Genomic DNA, 16,124 nt, shown 5'->3' with positions numbered 1-16,124 from the left:
CGGCGGCTCACCAGCCGGCGCGCTCGCGCAGGAACGCGCTGGTCGCCTCGTCCGCCGGGTAGAAGGACTCGATCGCCAGCTCGGCGACGGTGATGTCCACCGGCGTCCCGAACGTCGCGATGGTGCTGAAGAAGGAGAGCTCCCGGCCGTCGATCCGCATCCGCAGCGGCACGAAGACGTCGTGGTCCGCCGGCGGGGCCATCGCCTCCCCCACGTCCCCCGGGAACGCGCGCAGCTCGTGGTACAGCTGCGTCAGGGCGGAGTCGGCGGTGAGCGCGACATGGCGCCGCACCCGGTCGATCATGTGGGCTCGCCACTCCGCCAGATTGAGGATGTTCTTGGCCATGCCGTCGGGGTGCATGCTGAGCCGCAGCACGTTCAGCGGCGGCGCCAGCAGCTCCGGTGGCGCTCCCTCCATGAAGAGCCGCGCCGCGGAGTTGGCGTCGATCAGGTTCCAGAAGCGGTCCACCACCACGGCCGGGTACGGCTCGTGGCCGTCCAGCACCTGCCGCAGCGCCGCGCGGACGGTGTCCATCCGCGGCTCCTCGATCGGCGTCTCGTCGAACACCGGCGCGTACCCTGCCGCGACCAGCAGCAGGTTCCGGTCCCGCAGCGGGACGTCCAGGTGCTCGGCGAGCCGCAGCACCATCTCCCGGCTCGGGGCCGACCGGCCCGTCTCCACGAAGCTCAGGTGCCGGGTCGACACGTCCGCCTCCGACGCCAGCTCCAGCTGGCTCAGCCTCCGCCGCTGCCGCCATGCGCGCAGCTGCTCTCCGATGGGTCGCACGTCGCTCAACGCCGTCGTCATTGTCGTCACGCCCCGACGGTATCGGGCCCGGGATCATGCCGACGATTACGTCAGAGGTAATCCATCGCCCCACGTCAGCCGCCTCCGGCGGCCGCAAGGGAGCCAAGCGGGGAGCCAACTCAGGCGGACCTGCTGCCCGGTGTCTCCGACCCGACGCGGAAGATCGTGTCCATGACCTCGGCTCCCCCCGTGATCACGGGTCTGAGCCGGTGCCGGTACACGGTCTCGGTGGTCCGCGTGTCGGAGTGGCCGACGAGGGCGGCGATCCTCTCGACGGGGACCTCGTGATCCTCAGCAGCGACACGAACGTATGCCGCAGTTCGCGGGGCACCCAGCGATCATCGAGGCCGGCCACTGTGGTGATCTTCTGGAACTCGGTCCGGACCTGGTCGGCGTCGAGCGCCGTCCCGTCCCGATGGCGGAACAGAAGATCGTTCTCGTGCCATGGCTCTCCCATGGCGAGCCGCTCGCCTGCCTGTCGTGCCTTGTGGGCGGCCAGAGCCGCCACGGCGACCTGAGCGATGCTCAGACCTCGGCGTGGCCTCCTTGTTCTCGTGTCGCCTCGATGCCGGTCGGCGCGAAGGACGTAGACCACCGCCTTGTCCAGATCGACGTCGGTCCAGCGGAGCGTACGCGCCTCTTCGGTCCTGATACCGGACATGAGACTCAGGATGACGTAAGCAGCGCTGCCACCGAGACGAAAATTCATGGTGTCGCATGCGGTGCCACGGTCGGGGTAGCGCCCGCGTTATGGATGCCGCCGAAGTGACGCTTGATGTCGAGAATGCCCCGCAGCCCGGTGACCTGGTCCTGCCGCACGAGCCGGCCGGCGTGGTGCCGTTCGCGCATGGGTCCGGCCGGTACCTGCCGCAGCCGGCCGACGTCTCGTGACCATGGAATTGGTGCAGGAGGCTCCGTACCGGTTCAGGATCGAGCCGACGGGGGCGATGCGGGTTCCGGGAGTGGTGTTCGCTTCGCGGGAACTGCTGGGGTCGGCCGAGAACGCGATCGATCAGGTCGCGAATGTGGCCGCGTTGCCGGGGGTGGTGCGCGCCTCGTACGCCATGCCGGACATTCACTGGGGCTACGGCTTCGCCATCGGCGGCGTGGCGGCCACCGACCCGCAGCAGGGCGGCGTGGTATCGCCCGGAGGTGTCGGATTCGACATCTCCTGCGGCGTCCGGCTGATGGCGTCCGACATCGACGCCTCCGATCTGGAGCCGGTCCTGGAGAAGCTGATGGACGGGCTGGACCCGGTGATCCCGCGCGGTATGGGCAAGGGCGCGGTATGGCGCCTGTCCGGGCGCCGCGAGCTGACCGGCATCCTCACCGGGGGATCGAGGTACGCGGTCGAGCACGGCCACGGGAACGAGCGGGACCTGCTGCGCTGCGAGGACGCCGGTGCGGTCGCCGACGCCGACCCGGACCACGTCGGCGAGCGGGCGCTCGAGCGGGGCGCGGGTCAGGTGGGGAGCCTCGGTTCGGGCAACCATTTCCTGGAGGTGCAGCGGGTCGGCGAGATCTACGATCGGCAGGTGGCCGAGGCCTTCGGGCTGCGGAACGGGCAGATCTGCGTCATGATCCACTGCGGTTCGCGGGGGCTGGGGCACCAGGTCTGCACCGATCACGTCCGGGCGATGGAGCGGCGGATGGAGCGGTACGGGATCCAGGTGCCCGACCGGCAACTCGCCTGCGCGCCGGTCGATTCCGCCGAGGGCCGCGCCTACCTGGGGGCCATGGCGGCCGCCGCCAACTATGGCCGCGCCAACCGGCAGCTGCTGGCGCAGGCGGCCCGCCAGGTCTTCCAGAGGATCGCCGGCGCCCGGCTCGACCTTGTCTACGACGTCTCCCACAATCTGGCCAAGCTCGAGGAGCACGCGGTGGACGGTGAGCGCCGCCGGCTGTGCGTCCACCGGAAGGGAGCCACCCGTGCGCTGCCGCCCGGGCACCCCGACCTTCCGCCCGACCTGCGCGATGCCGGACAGCCGGTGTTGATCCCCGGGACGATGGGGACCTCGTCCTACGTGCTGGTCGGCATGCCGGGCGGGCCCGCGTTCGCCTCCGCCTGCCACGGCGCCGGACGGGTACAGAGCCGCCACCAGGCCGCCCGGGGCGTCGACGGCAGGCGGTTGCGCGCGACGCTGGAGGAGCAGGGGATCGCGGTGCGTCCATCGTCCTGGCGCGGGCTGGCGGAGGAGGCCCCGGAAGCCTACAAGGACGTGTCCGCCGTCATCGAGGCCAGCGAGGGCGCGGGTCTGTGCCGGAAGGTCGCCCGTCTCCTGCCGGTCGGTGTCGTGAAGGGATGACCTGCGGGCTTCCTAACGGGGGCAGGGGGCGGTCACACGTCGATCGTCACCGCGCAGGACCAGCCTTCGCCGCTCCGGTCGAAACGCAGGCCGTGCAGCGAGACCGCCTTCGGCACGGCACCGACCGCAGTCGCCCGCCTCGCGTCGCCGGCCGTCAGTTCAGCGATGAGGCCTGCGCCGGGAGCGCGAGCGATCTCCACGCCGAGGACGAGTTCTCCGTCGACCTCCAACCGGTAGATCACCTCATCGAGGACGCTCACCAGCACGTCGGTGTTCGGCCCCGGCGGCAGACTCAACCGGATGGTGCGAGACGGCCGGACGCCGCTGGTATCGGCGAACGATCCCACGAGCCCCGCCACGGCCTCGGCGATGCATCGCTCCCGCGTCGGAGCCCACGCCTCGATCCTCAGGTCCGCGGTGTGCGGGACGCCGCGATGCCCCGCCGCGCTACCACCGGCCGATGTGGACGACATCGTCGAACGGCCTGCGATCGGGCCGGCCGATGGGACGCAGCGGACGGTCGGCCGGGCGTCCGAGCGCGAGCATCAAGGCGCAGAACCGGTCGCCCGGTATCCCGAGGATCTCGCGAGCCCGCTCCTGGTCGGACACGTCGGCGTGCCCGCTGCCGATGCCGAGGTCGGCGGCGGCCAGCATCATCGCCATCGCGGCCTGACCGAGGTCGAAACGCATCCGGTCACGCTGATCGGGATCGTCCTGGATCTGCGCCACCAGCACGATCGTCGCCGCGGAGCCGGCGACATGACCGGCTCCCCGCCAGACCTGGGACAGCTCCCGCAGCCTGTCCGGATCGGTGACGAGCACGAAATCCCACGGCTGCCGGTTCCGGGCCGACGGCGCCCGCCGCCCGGCCTCCAGAATCCGCCTCAGCTCCTCGTGCGGCAGCGGCTGGTCCTGATAGGTCCGGACGTTGCGACGCGAGGTGAGCACATCCCATGTCTCCACGGTGCGCGACTACCCGGCTCCCAGCCGAAGTAACGCGAGACGCCTGCCGGCCAGGCAGGCCACCACCGTGCTCAGGCCACTCGCCGAAGAGCCGGGCATGAGCCGGATATGTCCGGGTACGGCCCGATACATCACCAAGGTCCGGCCTGAGAGAGATCACGCGAGAAGGGACTGGCCGGGCACTCCATCTCCGGAAGGAGGACCTATGACGACCGCATACGCGCAGGAGACAGGTGAGATCACCGGAACCAAGGACAAGGACTACAACCTGGTCTGGTTCGTCGAGCAGTGCCTGAACAACGCGCTTCGGCTGGAGATCTACATCGCCGACGCGGAGCGGGCCGGTGACAGGGAACTGGCCGACCTGTTCCGCCGCGCCCAGGCCGAGAGCCGCAAGGGCGCCGAGCAGGGCAAGCAGTATCTGCGGCAGCGCCTCGCCGGCTGAGGCGGCTCGGCCGCCGCCCCTTGGCGATGACGTCCGGTCACAGGTGAGCCGTGTCGATCGGTCGGGCGGCGGCCGGGCGCCTGCGACCTTCGACGGCCGCGCTCGCCGCGGCAGGGACCCAGTTGCCGCGACCCCATTGAGCGAGGACTACAGCATCAGCAAGGTTCCGTTCGGGGCCGGATACTCGGGTGCCTGGGTGCAGATGCGATCCAACGGGGCCCGGCCTCCCAGGCGCGTGCCCCCGCCGCGCGCCGAGGAGCGCTACGAGTTCGACCCGGCTCCACGACCAGTTCAGCCCCACCCGGCTCAGGGGCTTCCCCGCCGCCCGTCCGCGCCGCCCGGGCCACCGCACCCACCCGCCCACCCTCGGGGGGGAGTCGGCGTCCACTCAACGACCGCCACGGCGCCCTCGGGGCTGCCGCAGGCGTCCACTGCCCTGGGGAGCCACGGGAACCAGAACGGGGAGCCAGCGTGCTCGAACACCTCACGATCCCCTGCGACCTCCTCCCTGCATCGCTGCAGGTAGGAGGCTCCCCGACCGACTCCTTCCGACGTGGTCGGACGCCTCGTACTTACGCCAGAGGTAATCCATCGCCCCACGTCAGCCGCCTCCGACCGGGCGCTGAAGCTCGCGCCCATCACCGCGGCTCCCCACGTGGTCACAAGCCTGAGCCGGTGACGGTATAGAGCGGCGGACGGCGATGAGGCGGCCCGGTGATCAGCAGCCGACCGGGCAACCTCGGCGCGCCCCGTGTACGCGCTCCGACAAGCGGCTCCAGACACACGCGAGATAGACGAACCGAGATTGGCCGGGCATGGCCGACGCGGCATGCTAGTGAGAGGTGAAGCCGCCGGTTCCGCCCACGCCGGTTCCGCCCGGCCAGTACGGGTCGGGACGCGGCGGCTCGGACCGCGGACCGCACGGCATCGGCCGCCCGCCGCGCTCGGCGGCGTCTCGAAGCTTCGTGCGCTCGTCGTCGTACGGGCTGAGCCGCGCGACGCGGTCCCGGAGGTACCGTCCGTCGGGGTCGGCGGCGTCATACCGCTCCCACTGGCCAGTCCGATACAGGAAGAGGGCCAGGTCGCAGCGATTGTCGGGCACGGGCACCAGGCAGGTTTCGGCGACCACCCGGACGGCGAGGCCGACGCCGTCCATGGCCATCGCGCATAGTTGGTTGCCGGCGGCACCGGGACCGATCGCGCGGAGGGCGGCGAGAGCATGCTCGCGGGCGTCGTGGGGGATGGGGTCGTCGTGTGCGGTGGCCGGGTGCGGGTGTGCGTCCTGCTCCAGCATCCGGACGAGGCCGTGGAGGCTCGGCGCGATGTCCTCCCGAACGACGTAGTCCCGCAGGCGATGTCCGTCCGGATCGCCGGCCGCGAGTCGCTCCCACTGCCGGGTGAGCATCAGGAACAGCGGCACCAGGTCCGGGTCGGCGGGAAGGTAGCCGGCGTCGGCCACGGCCGCGACAGCGTCGTTGTCGACGTCGGCGTCCTCCATCGCGGCCTCACACAGGATCTCCCGCGCCGGGCCCTCGTCGAGGGCTCGCAGGGCCCGGCGGCAGGCCGCGTCCGCGGGTGTGCCGGGCCGGTCCTCCGTCACCGTCAGCATCTGGTGGATCAGCCGGCCCGGCGGGAAGTCGGCGAGCAGGTCGAAGCGGCCGTGCAGCGCCGCGAGCACGGCCGAGTAGGACGTCCCGTCGTCCGACTCGGCACCGGGCGGCCGGGGCACGTGCGGATTGCTGAGCAGCAGGGACAGGAGCGGCGTCGGGGTGCCGTCGTCGCTCCACAGCTCTGGTCGCCGCCCGAGGATCAGCTCGCCGCGGATGGTCCTGCGGTCCACCCAGAAGCCGAACGCCTGCGAGAAGACGTTCTCCAGCGCGTCCAGGACGTGCGGTTCGTCGGTCTCGGCCACGACGGCGGCGCACCGGCTGCGAAGGGCGGGGTCATCCGCGCGGAGGGCCAGGTCGAGCAGCAGTGCGGCCTCTGGTGCCGTGCCGAGGCCCAAGCCGGTGACGAGCCGGATCCGCGGGACGTGCGGACAGTCCGGATCGGGGCCGAAAAGGAAACGCTCGACTGTCTCCGGAAGGTGTATCTGGTCCCTGGCTCCGGAGTCTGACCCCCAGATGCCGGTCCACGAGATTCGCGGCACGCCCGCGGAGCCGTCCGCCACCTTCGTCCATCCAGAGAGGTGGTGGTCGCTGCTGTGGCGTCCGAACGGGGAGGTGAGCCGCTCCCGGAGCAGCCACCAGATGACCTTCCGGCGCTCGGGCTCGCCGTCCCACAGCGCCTCGATCCGCGCCGCGGCTCTCCGCCTGGCTCCGGGATCGCGTGCGGAGAAGGCCACGGCGAGCAGCGCGTCCGGGTCGGCCCCGGTGTCCCAGGGCGGTAGGGCGGCGGACGTCGGGCACAGGAATGGCAGTGCAAGCCGCCCCAGCGGCCGATGGGCGTTCAGTGCCAGTCTGCGCGCCAATCCCATGCTTCGATGATGCCCGGGGAAGTGGCAGAAGACGAGAAGTCAAAAGCCCGCTTGCACGGTCACGGCCGGCCGAGAGTACCTGCACGAGCCGGTGCGCCCTGCGCAGCGCCTCCCGCTCTGCTCGGTCACGCGGTAGAACCTATCTGGAAGCCTCCCAGGAAAGGTCGGTGCATGGAGCCGCTGAAGCCCGACGATCCGCGCAGCATCGGCACCTATCAGCTCAAGGCTCGCCTCGGCGCCGGCGGCATGGGCCAGGTCTATTACGCCCACTCGCGGGGAGGACGGCCAGTCGCCGTGAAACTCGTCCGCGCCGATCTGGCCGCCGATCCGGGTTTCCGGCGGCGGTTCGCCGCGGAAGTCGAAGCGACTCGCCGCGTCGGCGGATTCTTCACCGCCCATGTGGTGGACGCCGACCCCGACGCGGACCCGCCCTGGGTCGTCACCGCCTACATCGCGGGGCCATCACTGAGAGCGACGGTCGAGGAGAACGGGCCGCTGCCCGTCACAGCGGTCCTCACCCTCGGCGCCGGGCTCGCCGAAGGGCTGACCGCGGTGCACGAAGAGAACCTGGTGCACCGCGACCTCAAGCCCGACAACATCCTGCTCGCCGACGACGGACCGCGCATCATCGACTTCGGCATCGCCCGGGCACTGGAGGGCACGACGCTGACGGCAAAGGGCGCGATCATCGGCACCCCCGCCTTCATGTCGCCCGAACAGGCACTGGGCCACGCCGTCGAGGCACCCAGCGACATCTTCTCCCTCGGCTCCGTTCTCGCCTTCGCCGCGACCGGTCACCCGCCCTTCGGAACCGGGCCGCACGCCGCGATCCTTTACCGCATCATCCACGAAGAACCCGACCTGGCGCGCGTGCCCGCCCCACTTCTGCCGCTCATCCGGCAATGCCTGGCCAAGGACCCCGCCAGGCGCCCGACCCTCGGCACCCTGCTCGACCTCCTGGAAACCACGACCCGATCAAGCGATTCAGGCCGAGCCGCCCCACCGGAAGACACCGCCCCCCTCCACCCGCGCGCGGAAAGCGAAGCCGCTTCCACTCGGAACACTTCTGGGACGCCGACGGCTCGGATACAGCCCGCCGTCTCCTTCCAGCCACCGCCCACGAACTACCCCAAAGAAGCCACCATCGGCGCCGCGGCGACCATCGTCCCGCCGCTGATCACCTGGTACTCATGGGGCCCCGCAGCCGGCCTCTTCACTTTTCCGATAACCGGCTTTTTCTGCCTTCTTGTCTTCGTGGCACTTATCTGGAGCCCTCGAACAGAGCTCGTCATCAACTCGGACGGCATCGAAACCGTGCTGCACAGGAGAGGGCGGGACGACACGGTCGAGAGCTATCCCTGGGATTCGATCCAGCGGCTCACCGCCAAGAACCCGCCCGATCGAACCGGCTTCTTCCTCACGATCTGGAGCGGAGGCGGCGCCGGGAAGCCTCAGGAAGCGAAGGTGTTGTGTCGGCTTGACGGGCCGGGCATGCCCCGCGACGAGATCTACGAGGCGATCGCCAGCCATAACCCCTCCGTTGTCGATCCCAAGGATTGGTGACGCGCACGGTGGCCGGCCGGCACCGGAACAGCCGAACTCGACGCTGAAGCCGGCGCCCGCACTCGCTGCGCCGACCAGCGATGACGACGGCGGACCAGGCGATCTCGAGACCATCCTCGTCGTGCTCGTGTTCACCGCCGTGGTCTTCAGTCCGCAGGAGTCGCCAAGTCCATCAAGCGGCGGGTGACCGCCGGCGACGGCCCCTGCCGCCCCGGGCGGCAGGGGCCGCTTACGTCCCCCTGCCCCCGGGCGACAGCCGCCTCGCTCGTCGGATCCCTTGACCGCGAGGGCGACCGTGCTACTGTTTGGGCTATCGCCCTGGTCGATCGTCCAAGTCGAACGACCAAGCCGATCGTCCAGGGTGCTTGTCCAAATCGACGGGACTACAGTCCGGAGCAGGAGTTCGCCAGGTCGAAGGAGCATGTGTCGAATGTCCGCCGATTCCGCGGCCCGGGGGCAGCAGACCCGTGCCCGTCTGCTCGACGCCGCGGTGCAGCTGATCGTGGAGGAAGGCTGGGGCGCCGCCACGACGAGGAAGATCGCCGATCGCGCGCAGGTGCGTCCGGGAGTCGTGCACTACCACTTCGGCAGCGTCACCGATCTGCTCGTCGAGGCCTCGCTGGACGCGGTGCGGCGGGAGCTGGACCGGATGCTCGTCCTGTTCAGGGAGAACGCCACCGCGCCCGGCGGGCTGGGCGAGATGCTCTCGGCGGTCGCCGGCTACCCCTCGGACGATCCGCTGACGGTGCTGATGACCGAGGCCGTGCTCGCCGCCACGAGGATCGAGAGGCTGCGCACCGAACTGGCGGACCTGCTCGGCCGGTGGCGCACCGCCATGGCGCGGTGGCTCGAGGATCAGGGAGTGGAGGACGCCGAAGCCACCGCCACCGTGCTCAGCGCCGCCATGGACGGCCTGGTGCTGCACTACATGCTCGACCCCGGACTGCGCTCGACCCCCTTGGCCGCGCCCATCTTGCGCATGGCCGGGCTGAGGCCCGGAGAGGCGGCCCCGTCGATGCCACCCGACGACTGACCGGCGTCCCGGCGGCCCACAGCCGCCGGTAGGAGCCGCGCGCGGTCGTCAAGACCCCCCGAGGAGGGCTCCATGGTAGAAACGACGACCCCGCGCGGCCGCGTGCGCCTGCGCGCGGTGACCAAGACCTATGGGACGGGCGAGGCCGCGCTCACCGCGCTCGCCGGCGTCGACCTCGACATCGAGGCCGGCGAGATGGCGGTCGTGCTCGGCCCCAGCGGCTCGGGCAAGACGACGCTGCTGAACGTGATCGGCGGTATCGAGACCGCCGACGACGGGACCATCGAGGTCGCGGGGATCGACCTGACCGGGCGCCCGCCGCGGGACCTGGTGGGCTTCCGGCGCGACCACGTCGGTTTCGTGTTCCAGTTCTTCAACCTGGTGCCCACCCTGACGGCTCGCGAGAACGTCGAGGCGATGGTCGAGCTCACCGGACGCGGCGACCGCCGCAAAGTGCCCGAACTGCTGGAGGCGGTCGGGCTGGGCGACCGCATGGACCACTTCCCCGCCCAGCTGTCCGGCGGCCAGCAGCAGCGGGTGTCGATCGCGCGGTCCCTGGCCACCGACCCCGACCTGCTGCTGGCCGACGAGCCGACCGGAGCCCTGGACCAGACGACCGGGAAGTCGGTGCTGAAGCTGCTGCAGGAGACCAACCGGCAGGGCCGCACCGTGCTGATGGTGACGCACAACGCCGCCGTGGCCGCGATCGCGCACCGCGTGATCACGATGCGGGACGGCGCCGTCCAGTCCGTCGAGCGCAACGCCGCCCCGGCCGACGCCGTGTCCGTGGGCTGGTGAGCGCCGTGCACCGCGTCCTGATCACCAAGACCCGGCGCGACCTGCGCCGCCGCCTCCCGCAGTTCGCCGCGATCGCGGTGACCGTCATGGTCGGCGTCCTGCTGTTCGTCGCCAGCTACGACGCCTTCCGCAACCTGACCACCTCCTACGACCGGACCTACGACCGGTTGCACTTCGCCGACCTCACCGCCACCGGCGGCGACCCCCGGAAGACCGCGCAGGCCGCGCGGAGCGCCGCCGGTGTCGCGCGCGTGTCCACCCGCACCCAGGCGGACCTGCCACTGCACCTCGGCGGCGGCAAACTGCTGGGACGTGTGACCGGTATGCCGGCCACCGGACCCGCCGCGGTGGACGCCGTCGATCTGAAGGACGGCCGGAAACCGGCCGCGGACGACCCGGACGGCGTCCTGCTGGAGAAGCACGCCGCCGACACCTTCCACCTCTCCCCCGGCGACCATCTGCAAGCCTTCGACGGGCGGACCTGGCGCACCCTCACCGTGCGCGGCGTCGTCGTCTCCCCCGAATACCTGTGGCCGGCCCGCGACCGCCAGGAGGTCCTGTCCGATCCGCACTCGTTCGCCGTCGTCTTCGCTCCCGAGCAGACCGCCCGGTCTCTCGCCGGCGCGCGCGCCCAGTCCCAGACCCTGGTGCGGATGAAGGGCTCCGCGACCGCGGCGGACCGCGACCGTGCGGCCGCGGCACTGCGGGCCGCCGGCGCGGTGGACGTCACCGAACGCGCCGACCAGGCGTCCAACGCGACCCTGCACGAGGACCTGACGGGCTTCCGGCAGATGGCCGTCGGCTTCCCCGTCCTGTTCCTCGCCGCGGCCGCGATCGCCGCCTACGTGCTGATCACCCGGCTCGTCCTGTCCGAGCGCAAGGTGATCGCGACCTTCCTCGCCGGCGGCGCGCCCCGCCGCGTCGTCGTGCGGCACTACCTCGGGCACGGGACCATCGCCGCGACCGCCGGCGCCCTCGCCGGAGCGGCCCTCGGGCAACTGGCCACCTCGGCGATGACGCACGCCTACACCAAGGGCTTGGGCATCCCGGACACCGTCGTGCAGGCGCGGCCGCTCACCCTCGTGATCGGGGTGCTGTTCGGCGTCCTCGTCGGCCTGGCCGGCGGCATCGCGCCCGCGCTGTCGGCGTCTCGCGCCGCGCCCGCCGAGGCCATGCGCGGTGACGGAGGCGCGCTGCGACCGCCGGGGCCGTGGAGCCGGGCGGTGGCCCGGGCCCGCCGCCTGCCCGTGGTCGCCCGGCTCGCCCTGCGCGGGCTCACCCGCAGCAAGCGCCGGACGGCCGCGACCATGACCGGCACGCTGCTCGCGCTCGTGCTGGTGCTGGTCTCCGGCGGCATGATCATCAGCATGCGGTCGATGATGAACACCCAGTTCGGCGACGTGCAGCGCCAGGACGCCACCGTCACCGCCGCACCGAACGCACCGGATCTTGCGCCGGACCTGCGAAGCATCGGGCACGTCGCACGGGTCGAACCGGTGACGGTGGTGCCGGTGAGCCTCACCGCCGCGGGCCGCTCCTACCGGACGACGCTGACCGGCTACGAACCCGGCACCCGCATGCACGGCTTCCGCACCGATGACGGCGGCGACGAGCCGCTGCCCTCGACCGGTGTCCTCGCCGGGAAGGGGCTGGCCGCGGAACTGCACGTCTCGGTCGGCGACACGATCACGGTGCACTCTTCCAGCGGCGCCCGTACCGTCCGGCTCGCCGGATTCGTGGACGAGCCGTTCGGCACCTCCGCCTACGGCACCCGGCAGACGGTCCGGTCGCTGACCGGCGCCCGGACCGACTCCTACGAGCTGCGCTTCACCCCCGGCACCGGGTCCCGGCAGCGCGACCAGGTCCGCGCGCAGATCAGCCGGCTGCCCGGGGTGGTCGCCTACGCCGACGCGCAGGCGGTCAAGCGCCAGTTCAGCAGCTTCCTCAAGCTGTTCTGGCTGTTCGTGGGCGTGATGCTGGTGCTCGGCGCCGTCCTCGCGCTCACCGTCATCTACGTGACGATGACGGTCAACGTCGCCGAACGGAGCACCGAGCTGGCCACCCTCCAGGCGGCGGGCGTGCCGCTGCGGCGCATCGCGGGCATCCTGGCGGTCGAGAACCTCACCGCCACCGCGCTGGCGACGCCCTTCGGGCTGGTCGCCGGGGTCGTCGCGGCCTGGGCGGCGCTGAAGTCGTTCGACAGCGACATGTTCTCCATGGAACTCGAGATCGGCTGGCCCACCCTGGCGCTCGCCGCCCTCGCCGTGTTCGGTGCGTCGGTGCTGTCGCAGATCCCCGCCAACCGCATGGTCCGCCGACTCGACATCGCGCGCGTCGTCCGGGAGCGGGCGCAATGACGAAGAGCCCGCCCTGCTGAGAGGGATGGGGCCCGAGCCGGCGCCTCGGGCCCCATCGCTCGCTCCCGGACGCGCCAGGCGGGTCCCGTAGCGGGCGGGTTCGGCATCGCCGTCGCGATCGGCCTGGCGGTCCGCCGTCGGGCGCACCACTGGACGATGCCGCCGCCATGACGCCCCTGCGATGGCGCGTCCATCGAGGGCGGCGCGCACCGCCTCAGGTGACCAGTTGGAGGCAGCCGGCGGCCATCCCGTAGCCGGAGCCTACGGCGTACAGCAGCAGACTCAGGGCCGGATAGGTCCGGGGTGGATCGTCGGATCCGTCGAGGGAGCGCTGCGCGTCGAAGAACAGCCGCTCGGGCACCAGCGGCGTCCACGCCACACGCTCCTCCTCGTCGGTGGTGGCCTTGCCGATGTACGCGGGGTTGCGGACGATGTCGTGCACGACCGACCACGACCAGCGCGGCCCGCCCCGCGGAGCGCGCACGCCGCGGCCCTCGAGTTCCCGGATGATCGGCAGGATGCCCTGCCCCTGGGCGACCCGGCTGATGATCTCCCGGACGACGCTCGCCTGCGGCTCCATGGGCAGTTGCGTCACGTACCGCCCCCGCTCATCGCGAATGCACCGGTAGCCGTAGGGCACCGGCCGACCTCTCCTCCGCGCCACCGCATCCCCCTTCACCGCACGCGGCCCGCCGTCACGCCCGGGCAAGCATTCCGGCTTCCATTGCATAGTGCAACAGTTGAAACAGAACGAAGTCGCTTCGCCACGGAGCGGCGACGCGTGCCTCCGGCACCGCCGAGCGCTCACCCCGGTGCGGCACAGCAGCCGGAAGATCGGCGTCGCGCAGACGGCCTCACTCCCAGCCGAGCGGAACGGCGTCGGAGACCGGCGGCTCGCCCCCGGCCTCGCTGAACGCCCGCAGTGCGGCGACCAGGGCACTGCGTTCGCCCGGCGGCATGCGCGCGACGATCTCGGCGATGTCGGCGCGCCGCCGGGCCGTCACCTGGTCCACCACGGCACGCCCGGCCGGGGTGAGCTCGATCCGGATCTCGCGGCCGCTGTGGGGACTGGCCCGGCGATCGACCAGTCCGGAGGTGACCAGGCGGTCGACCATGCGCATCGCCGTCGACGGGTTGACGTCCAGCAGTCCCGCGAGCGTCACCAGCTTGGCGGGCCCCTGCGAGGACAGGACCACCAGCAGCCGGAACTGCGGAAGCGTCACCGCGTCCTCGACGGCCGCCAGCGACCGCGCCGCGATCGCGACGAGCAGCCGCGAGGCGGTCAGCATGGCCGAGGTGAGTTCGTCGACGTCCCCGGCTTCCGGACCGGCGTCCTCACGTCCATGGATCACGATCACGTTTCTACCGCCCTGGCAACGGGTGCGCCAATCCCACTCCGTGGCCACCGGCTCGCCCCGAGGAATGTCATTCGCGGCAAAATGTTGCATACTGCAATAGTTATGGGACGGACAGGGAGGGACGACTCAGCAGTGGACACCACGGTCAGCCGTCGAGAGATACCAGTCGAGACAGGCGCTCGCCTTCTGGTCACGCGGCTCCGTGAAACGCAGGGCGGCCTGATCGCCCTGGCCCTGCTGGTGGGCTGCGGAGCCGGGCTCGGCGCGGTCGTCTTCCGCAAGCTCATCGCGGCGTTCACCCATCTGCTCACCGGGCACGCCGACTACTCCGCCGCCGGACACGCCGGCAACCCGAACCTGCCGTTGCTCGGTCCGTTCTTCGTGCTTCTCGTCCCGGTGGCCGCCGGGCTGGTCTACGGGCCCCTGGTGCACCGCTTCGCCCCCGAGGCCCGCGGGCACGGGGTGCCCGAGGTCATGTTCGCCGTCGCGCAGCGCGGCGGCCGCATCGGCGCCCAGGTCGCCATCGTCAAGTCCCTGGCATCGGCGCTGACGATCGGGTCGGGCGGCTCGGTCGGCCGCGAGGGCCCCATCGTGCAGATCGGCGCCGCCCTCGGCTCCACCCTCGGCCGCCTCGCCCGGCTCACCGAGAACCGGCTGCGGATCCTGGCGGCCTGCGGCGCCGCCGGCGGCATCGCCGCCACCTTCAACGCGCCCATGGCCGGAGTGTTCTTCGCCATGGAGTTGATCCTGCGCGACTACACCGTCGAGTCGTTCGGCGTCGTGGTGCTTTCCAGCGTCACCGCGAGCGTCATCGGCCGCGCCGTCCTCGGCTCCGCACCCTTCATGTCACCGCCCCACTTCGAGGTCTCCCACCCCGCCGAATACGCCCTGTTCGCCCTACTGGGGCTACTCGGCGCACTGGTCGGCGTCGGCTTCACCCGAACCCTCTACCTGGTCGAGGACCTGTGCGACCGGGCCTGGCGCGGCCCCGAGTGGCTCCGCCCCGCCGCCGGCGGCCTGCTCCTCGGACTGCTCCTGCTCGCCGTCCCCCAGATGTACGGCGTCGGCTACCCCGTGCTGCAGAACGCCGTCAACGGGCAGTACGCCATCGCGTTCCTCCTCCTGCTGCTGGTGGCGAAGATCGCCGCAACGAGCCTGACCATCGGCATCGGCGGCTCCGGAGGCGTGTTCGCCCCCAGCCTGTTCATGGGCGCCATGCTCGGCAGCGCCTTCGGCGCCATCGCCCACCACGCCGCCCCGTCCCTCACCGCCTCACCCGGCGCCTATGCCCTGGTCGGCATGGGAGCGGTCTTCGCCGGCTCCGCCCGCGCCCCGATCACCGCCGTCGTCATCCTCTTCGAACTCACCGGCGAATACTCGATCATCCTGCCGATGATGACCGCCATCGTCGTCGCCGCCCTGATCAGCAGGCGCCTGACGTCCAGCACCATCTACACCCTCAAACTGCGCCGCCGCGGCGTCGACCTGGACGCCCCGCCCGTCGACCCGCGGATGACCGCCCTGGTCTCGACCGTCATGGCCCCGGTCCCCGACCCCCTGCCCGCCACATCGACCATCGCCCCCGCGTCGCGACGCCTGGCCCTGTCCGCTCACGGCGCCCTCCCCGTCATCGACGGCAACGGCTCCTACCAGGGCCTCGTCACCTCCCGCGCGGCCGCCGAAGCCCTGGCCGACCCCGAACCCCGCGGGCCCGAAGGCGGCCATCCCGCAACGGTGGGCGCGCTGGCCGAGATGCCCGCCCCGCTCACCGCCGACATGCCCCTCGCGGACGCCCTCCACCACCTGACCACCACCGACGGCACCGGCCTGCCCGTCCTCGACACCGACCGCTCCGCCCTCGTCGGATGGGTCACCCACCAGGCCGTCCTCCGCGCCCTCCACGCCCCTCGCCGGCTCCCGGAGGAGGAACGGTCGTCACCCTCCGCAAGACACTGCCCCGCACCCACCGTTGAGAGGGCCGGGACCATCACCGCGGACGCTGTGAGCGATCTGTGAG

The 16,124-nt window shown here is 71.5% G+C and carries 15 protein-coding genes; 8 read left to right on the top strand and 7 right to left on the bottom strand.

The features are described 5' to 3' along the window. Window positions 1-7: 7 nt before the first annotated feature. A complete protein-coding gene (locus J4557_RS28215; RefSeq protein WP_208269869.1) occupies window positions 8-808 on the bottom strand; it encodes a helix-turn-helix domain-containing protein in 801 nt (266 codons plus the stop codon). A 193-nt stretch (window positions 809-1,001) separates the two neighbouring features. Further along, window positions 1,002-1,469, bottom strand: a complete 468-nt coding sequence (locus J4557_RS28210; protein ID WP_208269779.1) for a tyrosine-type recombinase/integrase — start codon at window positions 1,467-1,469, stop codon at window positions 1,002-1,004. Window positions 1,470-1,558: 89 nt separating this feature from the next. On the opposite strand from J4557_RS28210, the gene J4557_RS28205 reads away from it, so the two are divergent. Both J4557_RS28205 and J4557_RS28200 read left to right on the top strand, forming a co-directional pair. Then, the gene (locus tag J4557_RS28205) at window positions 1,559-1,699 is read left to right on the top strand and encodes a hypothetical protein (RefSeq protein WP_208269778.1); all 141 of its coding nucleotides are present in this window, start codon (window positions 1,559-1,561) and stop codon (window positions 1,697-1,699) included. A gap of 2 nt (window positions 1,700-1,701) precedes the next feature. Further along, complete coding sequence (locus J4557_RS28200) at window positions 1,702-3,114, top strand: RtcB family protein (protein ID WP_208269777.1); 1,413 nt, start codon at window positions 1,702-1,704, stop codon at window positions 3,112-3,114. 32 nt (window positions 3,115-3,146) lie between these two features. Here the strand turns inward: J4557_RS28200 and J4557_RS28195 are convergent, their stop codons facing one another. Together J4557_RS28195 and J4557_RS28190 are read right to left on the bottom strand one after the other, a co-directional pair. Continuing rightward, complete coding sequence (locus J4557_RS28195; RefSeq protein WP_208269776.1) at window positions 3,147-3,587, bottom strand: archease; 441 nt, start codon at window positions 3,585-3,587, stop codon at window positions 3,147-3,149. Continuing rightward, window positions 3,562-4,077 carry a nitroreductase family protein gene (locus tag J4557_RS28190; RefSeq protein ID WP_208269775.1) on the bottom strand — a complete coding sequence of 172 codons (516 nt, stop codon included), beginning with the start codon at window positions 4,075-4,077 and terminating at the stop codon, window positions 3,562-3,564. Before J4557_RS28190 ends, J4557_RS28195 begins: the two co-directional genes overlap by 26 nt. Before the next feature lie 205 nt (window positions 4,078-4,282). On the opposite strand from J4557_RS28190, the gene J4557_RS28185 reads away from it, so the two are divergent. After that, window positions 4,283-4,522: a hypothetical protein gene (locus tag J4557_RS28185; RefSeq protein WP_208269774.1), complete on the top strand. Its 240-nt coding sequence runs from the start codon at window positions 4,283-4,285 to the stop codon at window positions 4,520-4,522. A gap of 832 nt (window positions 4,523-5,354) precedes the next feature. On the opposite strand, the gene J4557_RS28180 is transcribed toward J4557_RS28185, so the two are convergent. Beyond that, window positions 5,355-6,998, bottom strand: coding sequence for a hypothetical protein (locus J4557_RS28180; protein ID WP_208269773.1), 1,644 nt, complete (start codon window positions 6,996-6,998; stop codon window positions 5,355-5,357). A 171-nt stretch (window positions 6,999-7,169) separates the two neighbouring features. On the opposite strand from J4557_RS28180, the gene J4557_RS28175 reads away from it, so the two are divergent. The 4 genes from J4557_RS28175 (at window position 7,170) to J4557_RS51735 (ending at window position 12,749) form a co-directional block, all read left to right on the top strand. After that, complete coding sequence (locus J4557_RS28175; protein WP_208269772.1) at window positions 7,170-8,561, top strand: serine/threonine-protein kinase; 1,392 nt, start codon at window positions 7,170-7,172, stop codon at window positions 8,559-8,561. Between the two features lie 430 nt (window positions 8,562-8,991). After that, entirely contained in the window at window positions 8,992-9,594 is a 603-nt protein-coding gene (locus J4557_RS28170; RefSeq protein ID WP_208269771.1) for a TetR/AcrR family transcriptional regulator, read from the top strand. A gap of 72 nt (window positions 9,595-9,666) precedes the next feature. After that, the gene (locus J4557_RS28165; protein ID WP_208269770.1) at window positions 9,667-10,392 is read left to right on the top strand and encodes an ABC transporter ATP-binding protein; all 726 of its coding nucleotides are present in this window, start codon (window positions 9,667-9,669) and stop codon (window positions 10,390-10,392) included. Next, window positions 10,389-12,749, top strand: coding sequence for an ABC transporter permease (locus tag J4557_RS51735; protein ID WP_208269769.1), 2,361 nt, complete (start codon window positions 10,389-10,391; stop codon window positions 12,747-12,749). Before J4557_RS28165 ends, J4557_RS51735 begins: the two co-directional genes overlap by 4 nt. Window positions 12,750-12,963: 214 nt before the next feature. On the opposite strand, the gene J4557_RS28155 is transcribed toward J4557_RS51735, so the two are convergent. Together J4557_RS28155 and J4557_RS28150 are read right to left on the bottom strand one after the other, a co-directional pair. Then, window positions 12,964-13,344 carry a recombinase family protein gene (locus J4557_RS28155; protein ID WP_208269768.1) on the bottom strand — a complete coding sequence of 127 codons (381 nt, stop codon included), beginning with the start codon at window positions 13,342-13,344 and terminating at the stop codon, window positions 12,964-12,966. Between the two features lie 259 nt (window positions 13,345-13,603). Further along, on the bottom strand, window positions 13,604-14,101 hold the full coding sequence (locus J4557_RS28150; protein ID WP_307800249.1) for a MarR family winged helix-turn-helix transcriptional regulator: 498 nt from the start codon (window positions 14,099-14,101) through the stop codon (window positions 13,604-13,606). Window positions 14,102-14,239: 138 nt separating this feature from the next. Between J4557_RS28150 and J4557_RS28145 the strand changes: the two genes are divergently transcribed. Then, window positions 14,240-16,123: a chloride channel protein gene (locus tag J4557_RS28145; RefSeq protein WP_208269766.1), complete on the top strand. Its 1,884-nt coding sequence runs from the start codon at window positions 14,240-14,242 to the stop codon at window positions 16,121-16,123. The last annotated feature ends 1 nt before the right edge of the window (window position 16,124 follow it).

The sequence above is a fragment of the Actinomadura nitritigenes genome (assembly GCF_017573545.1).
Lineage (GTDB): Bacteria > Actinomycetota > Actinomycetes > Streptosporangiales > Streptosporangiaceae > Spirillospora > Spirillospora nitritigenes.
Note: the sequence above shows the minus strand (reverse complement) of the source record. Positions and strands in the feature narration are given on the sequence as shown.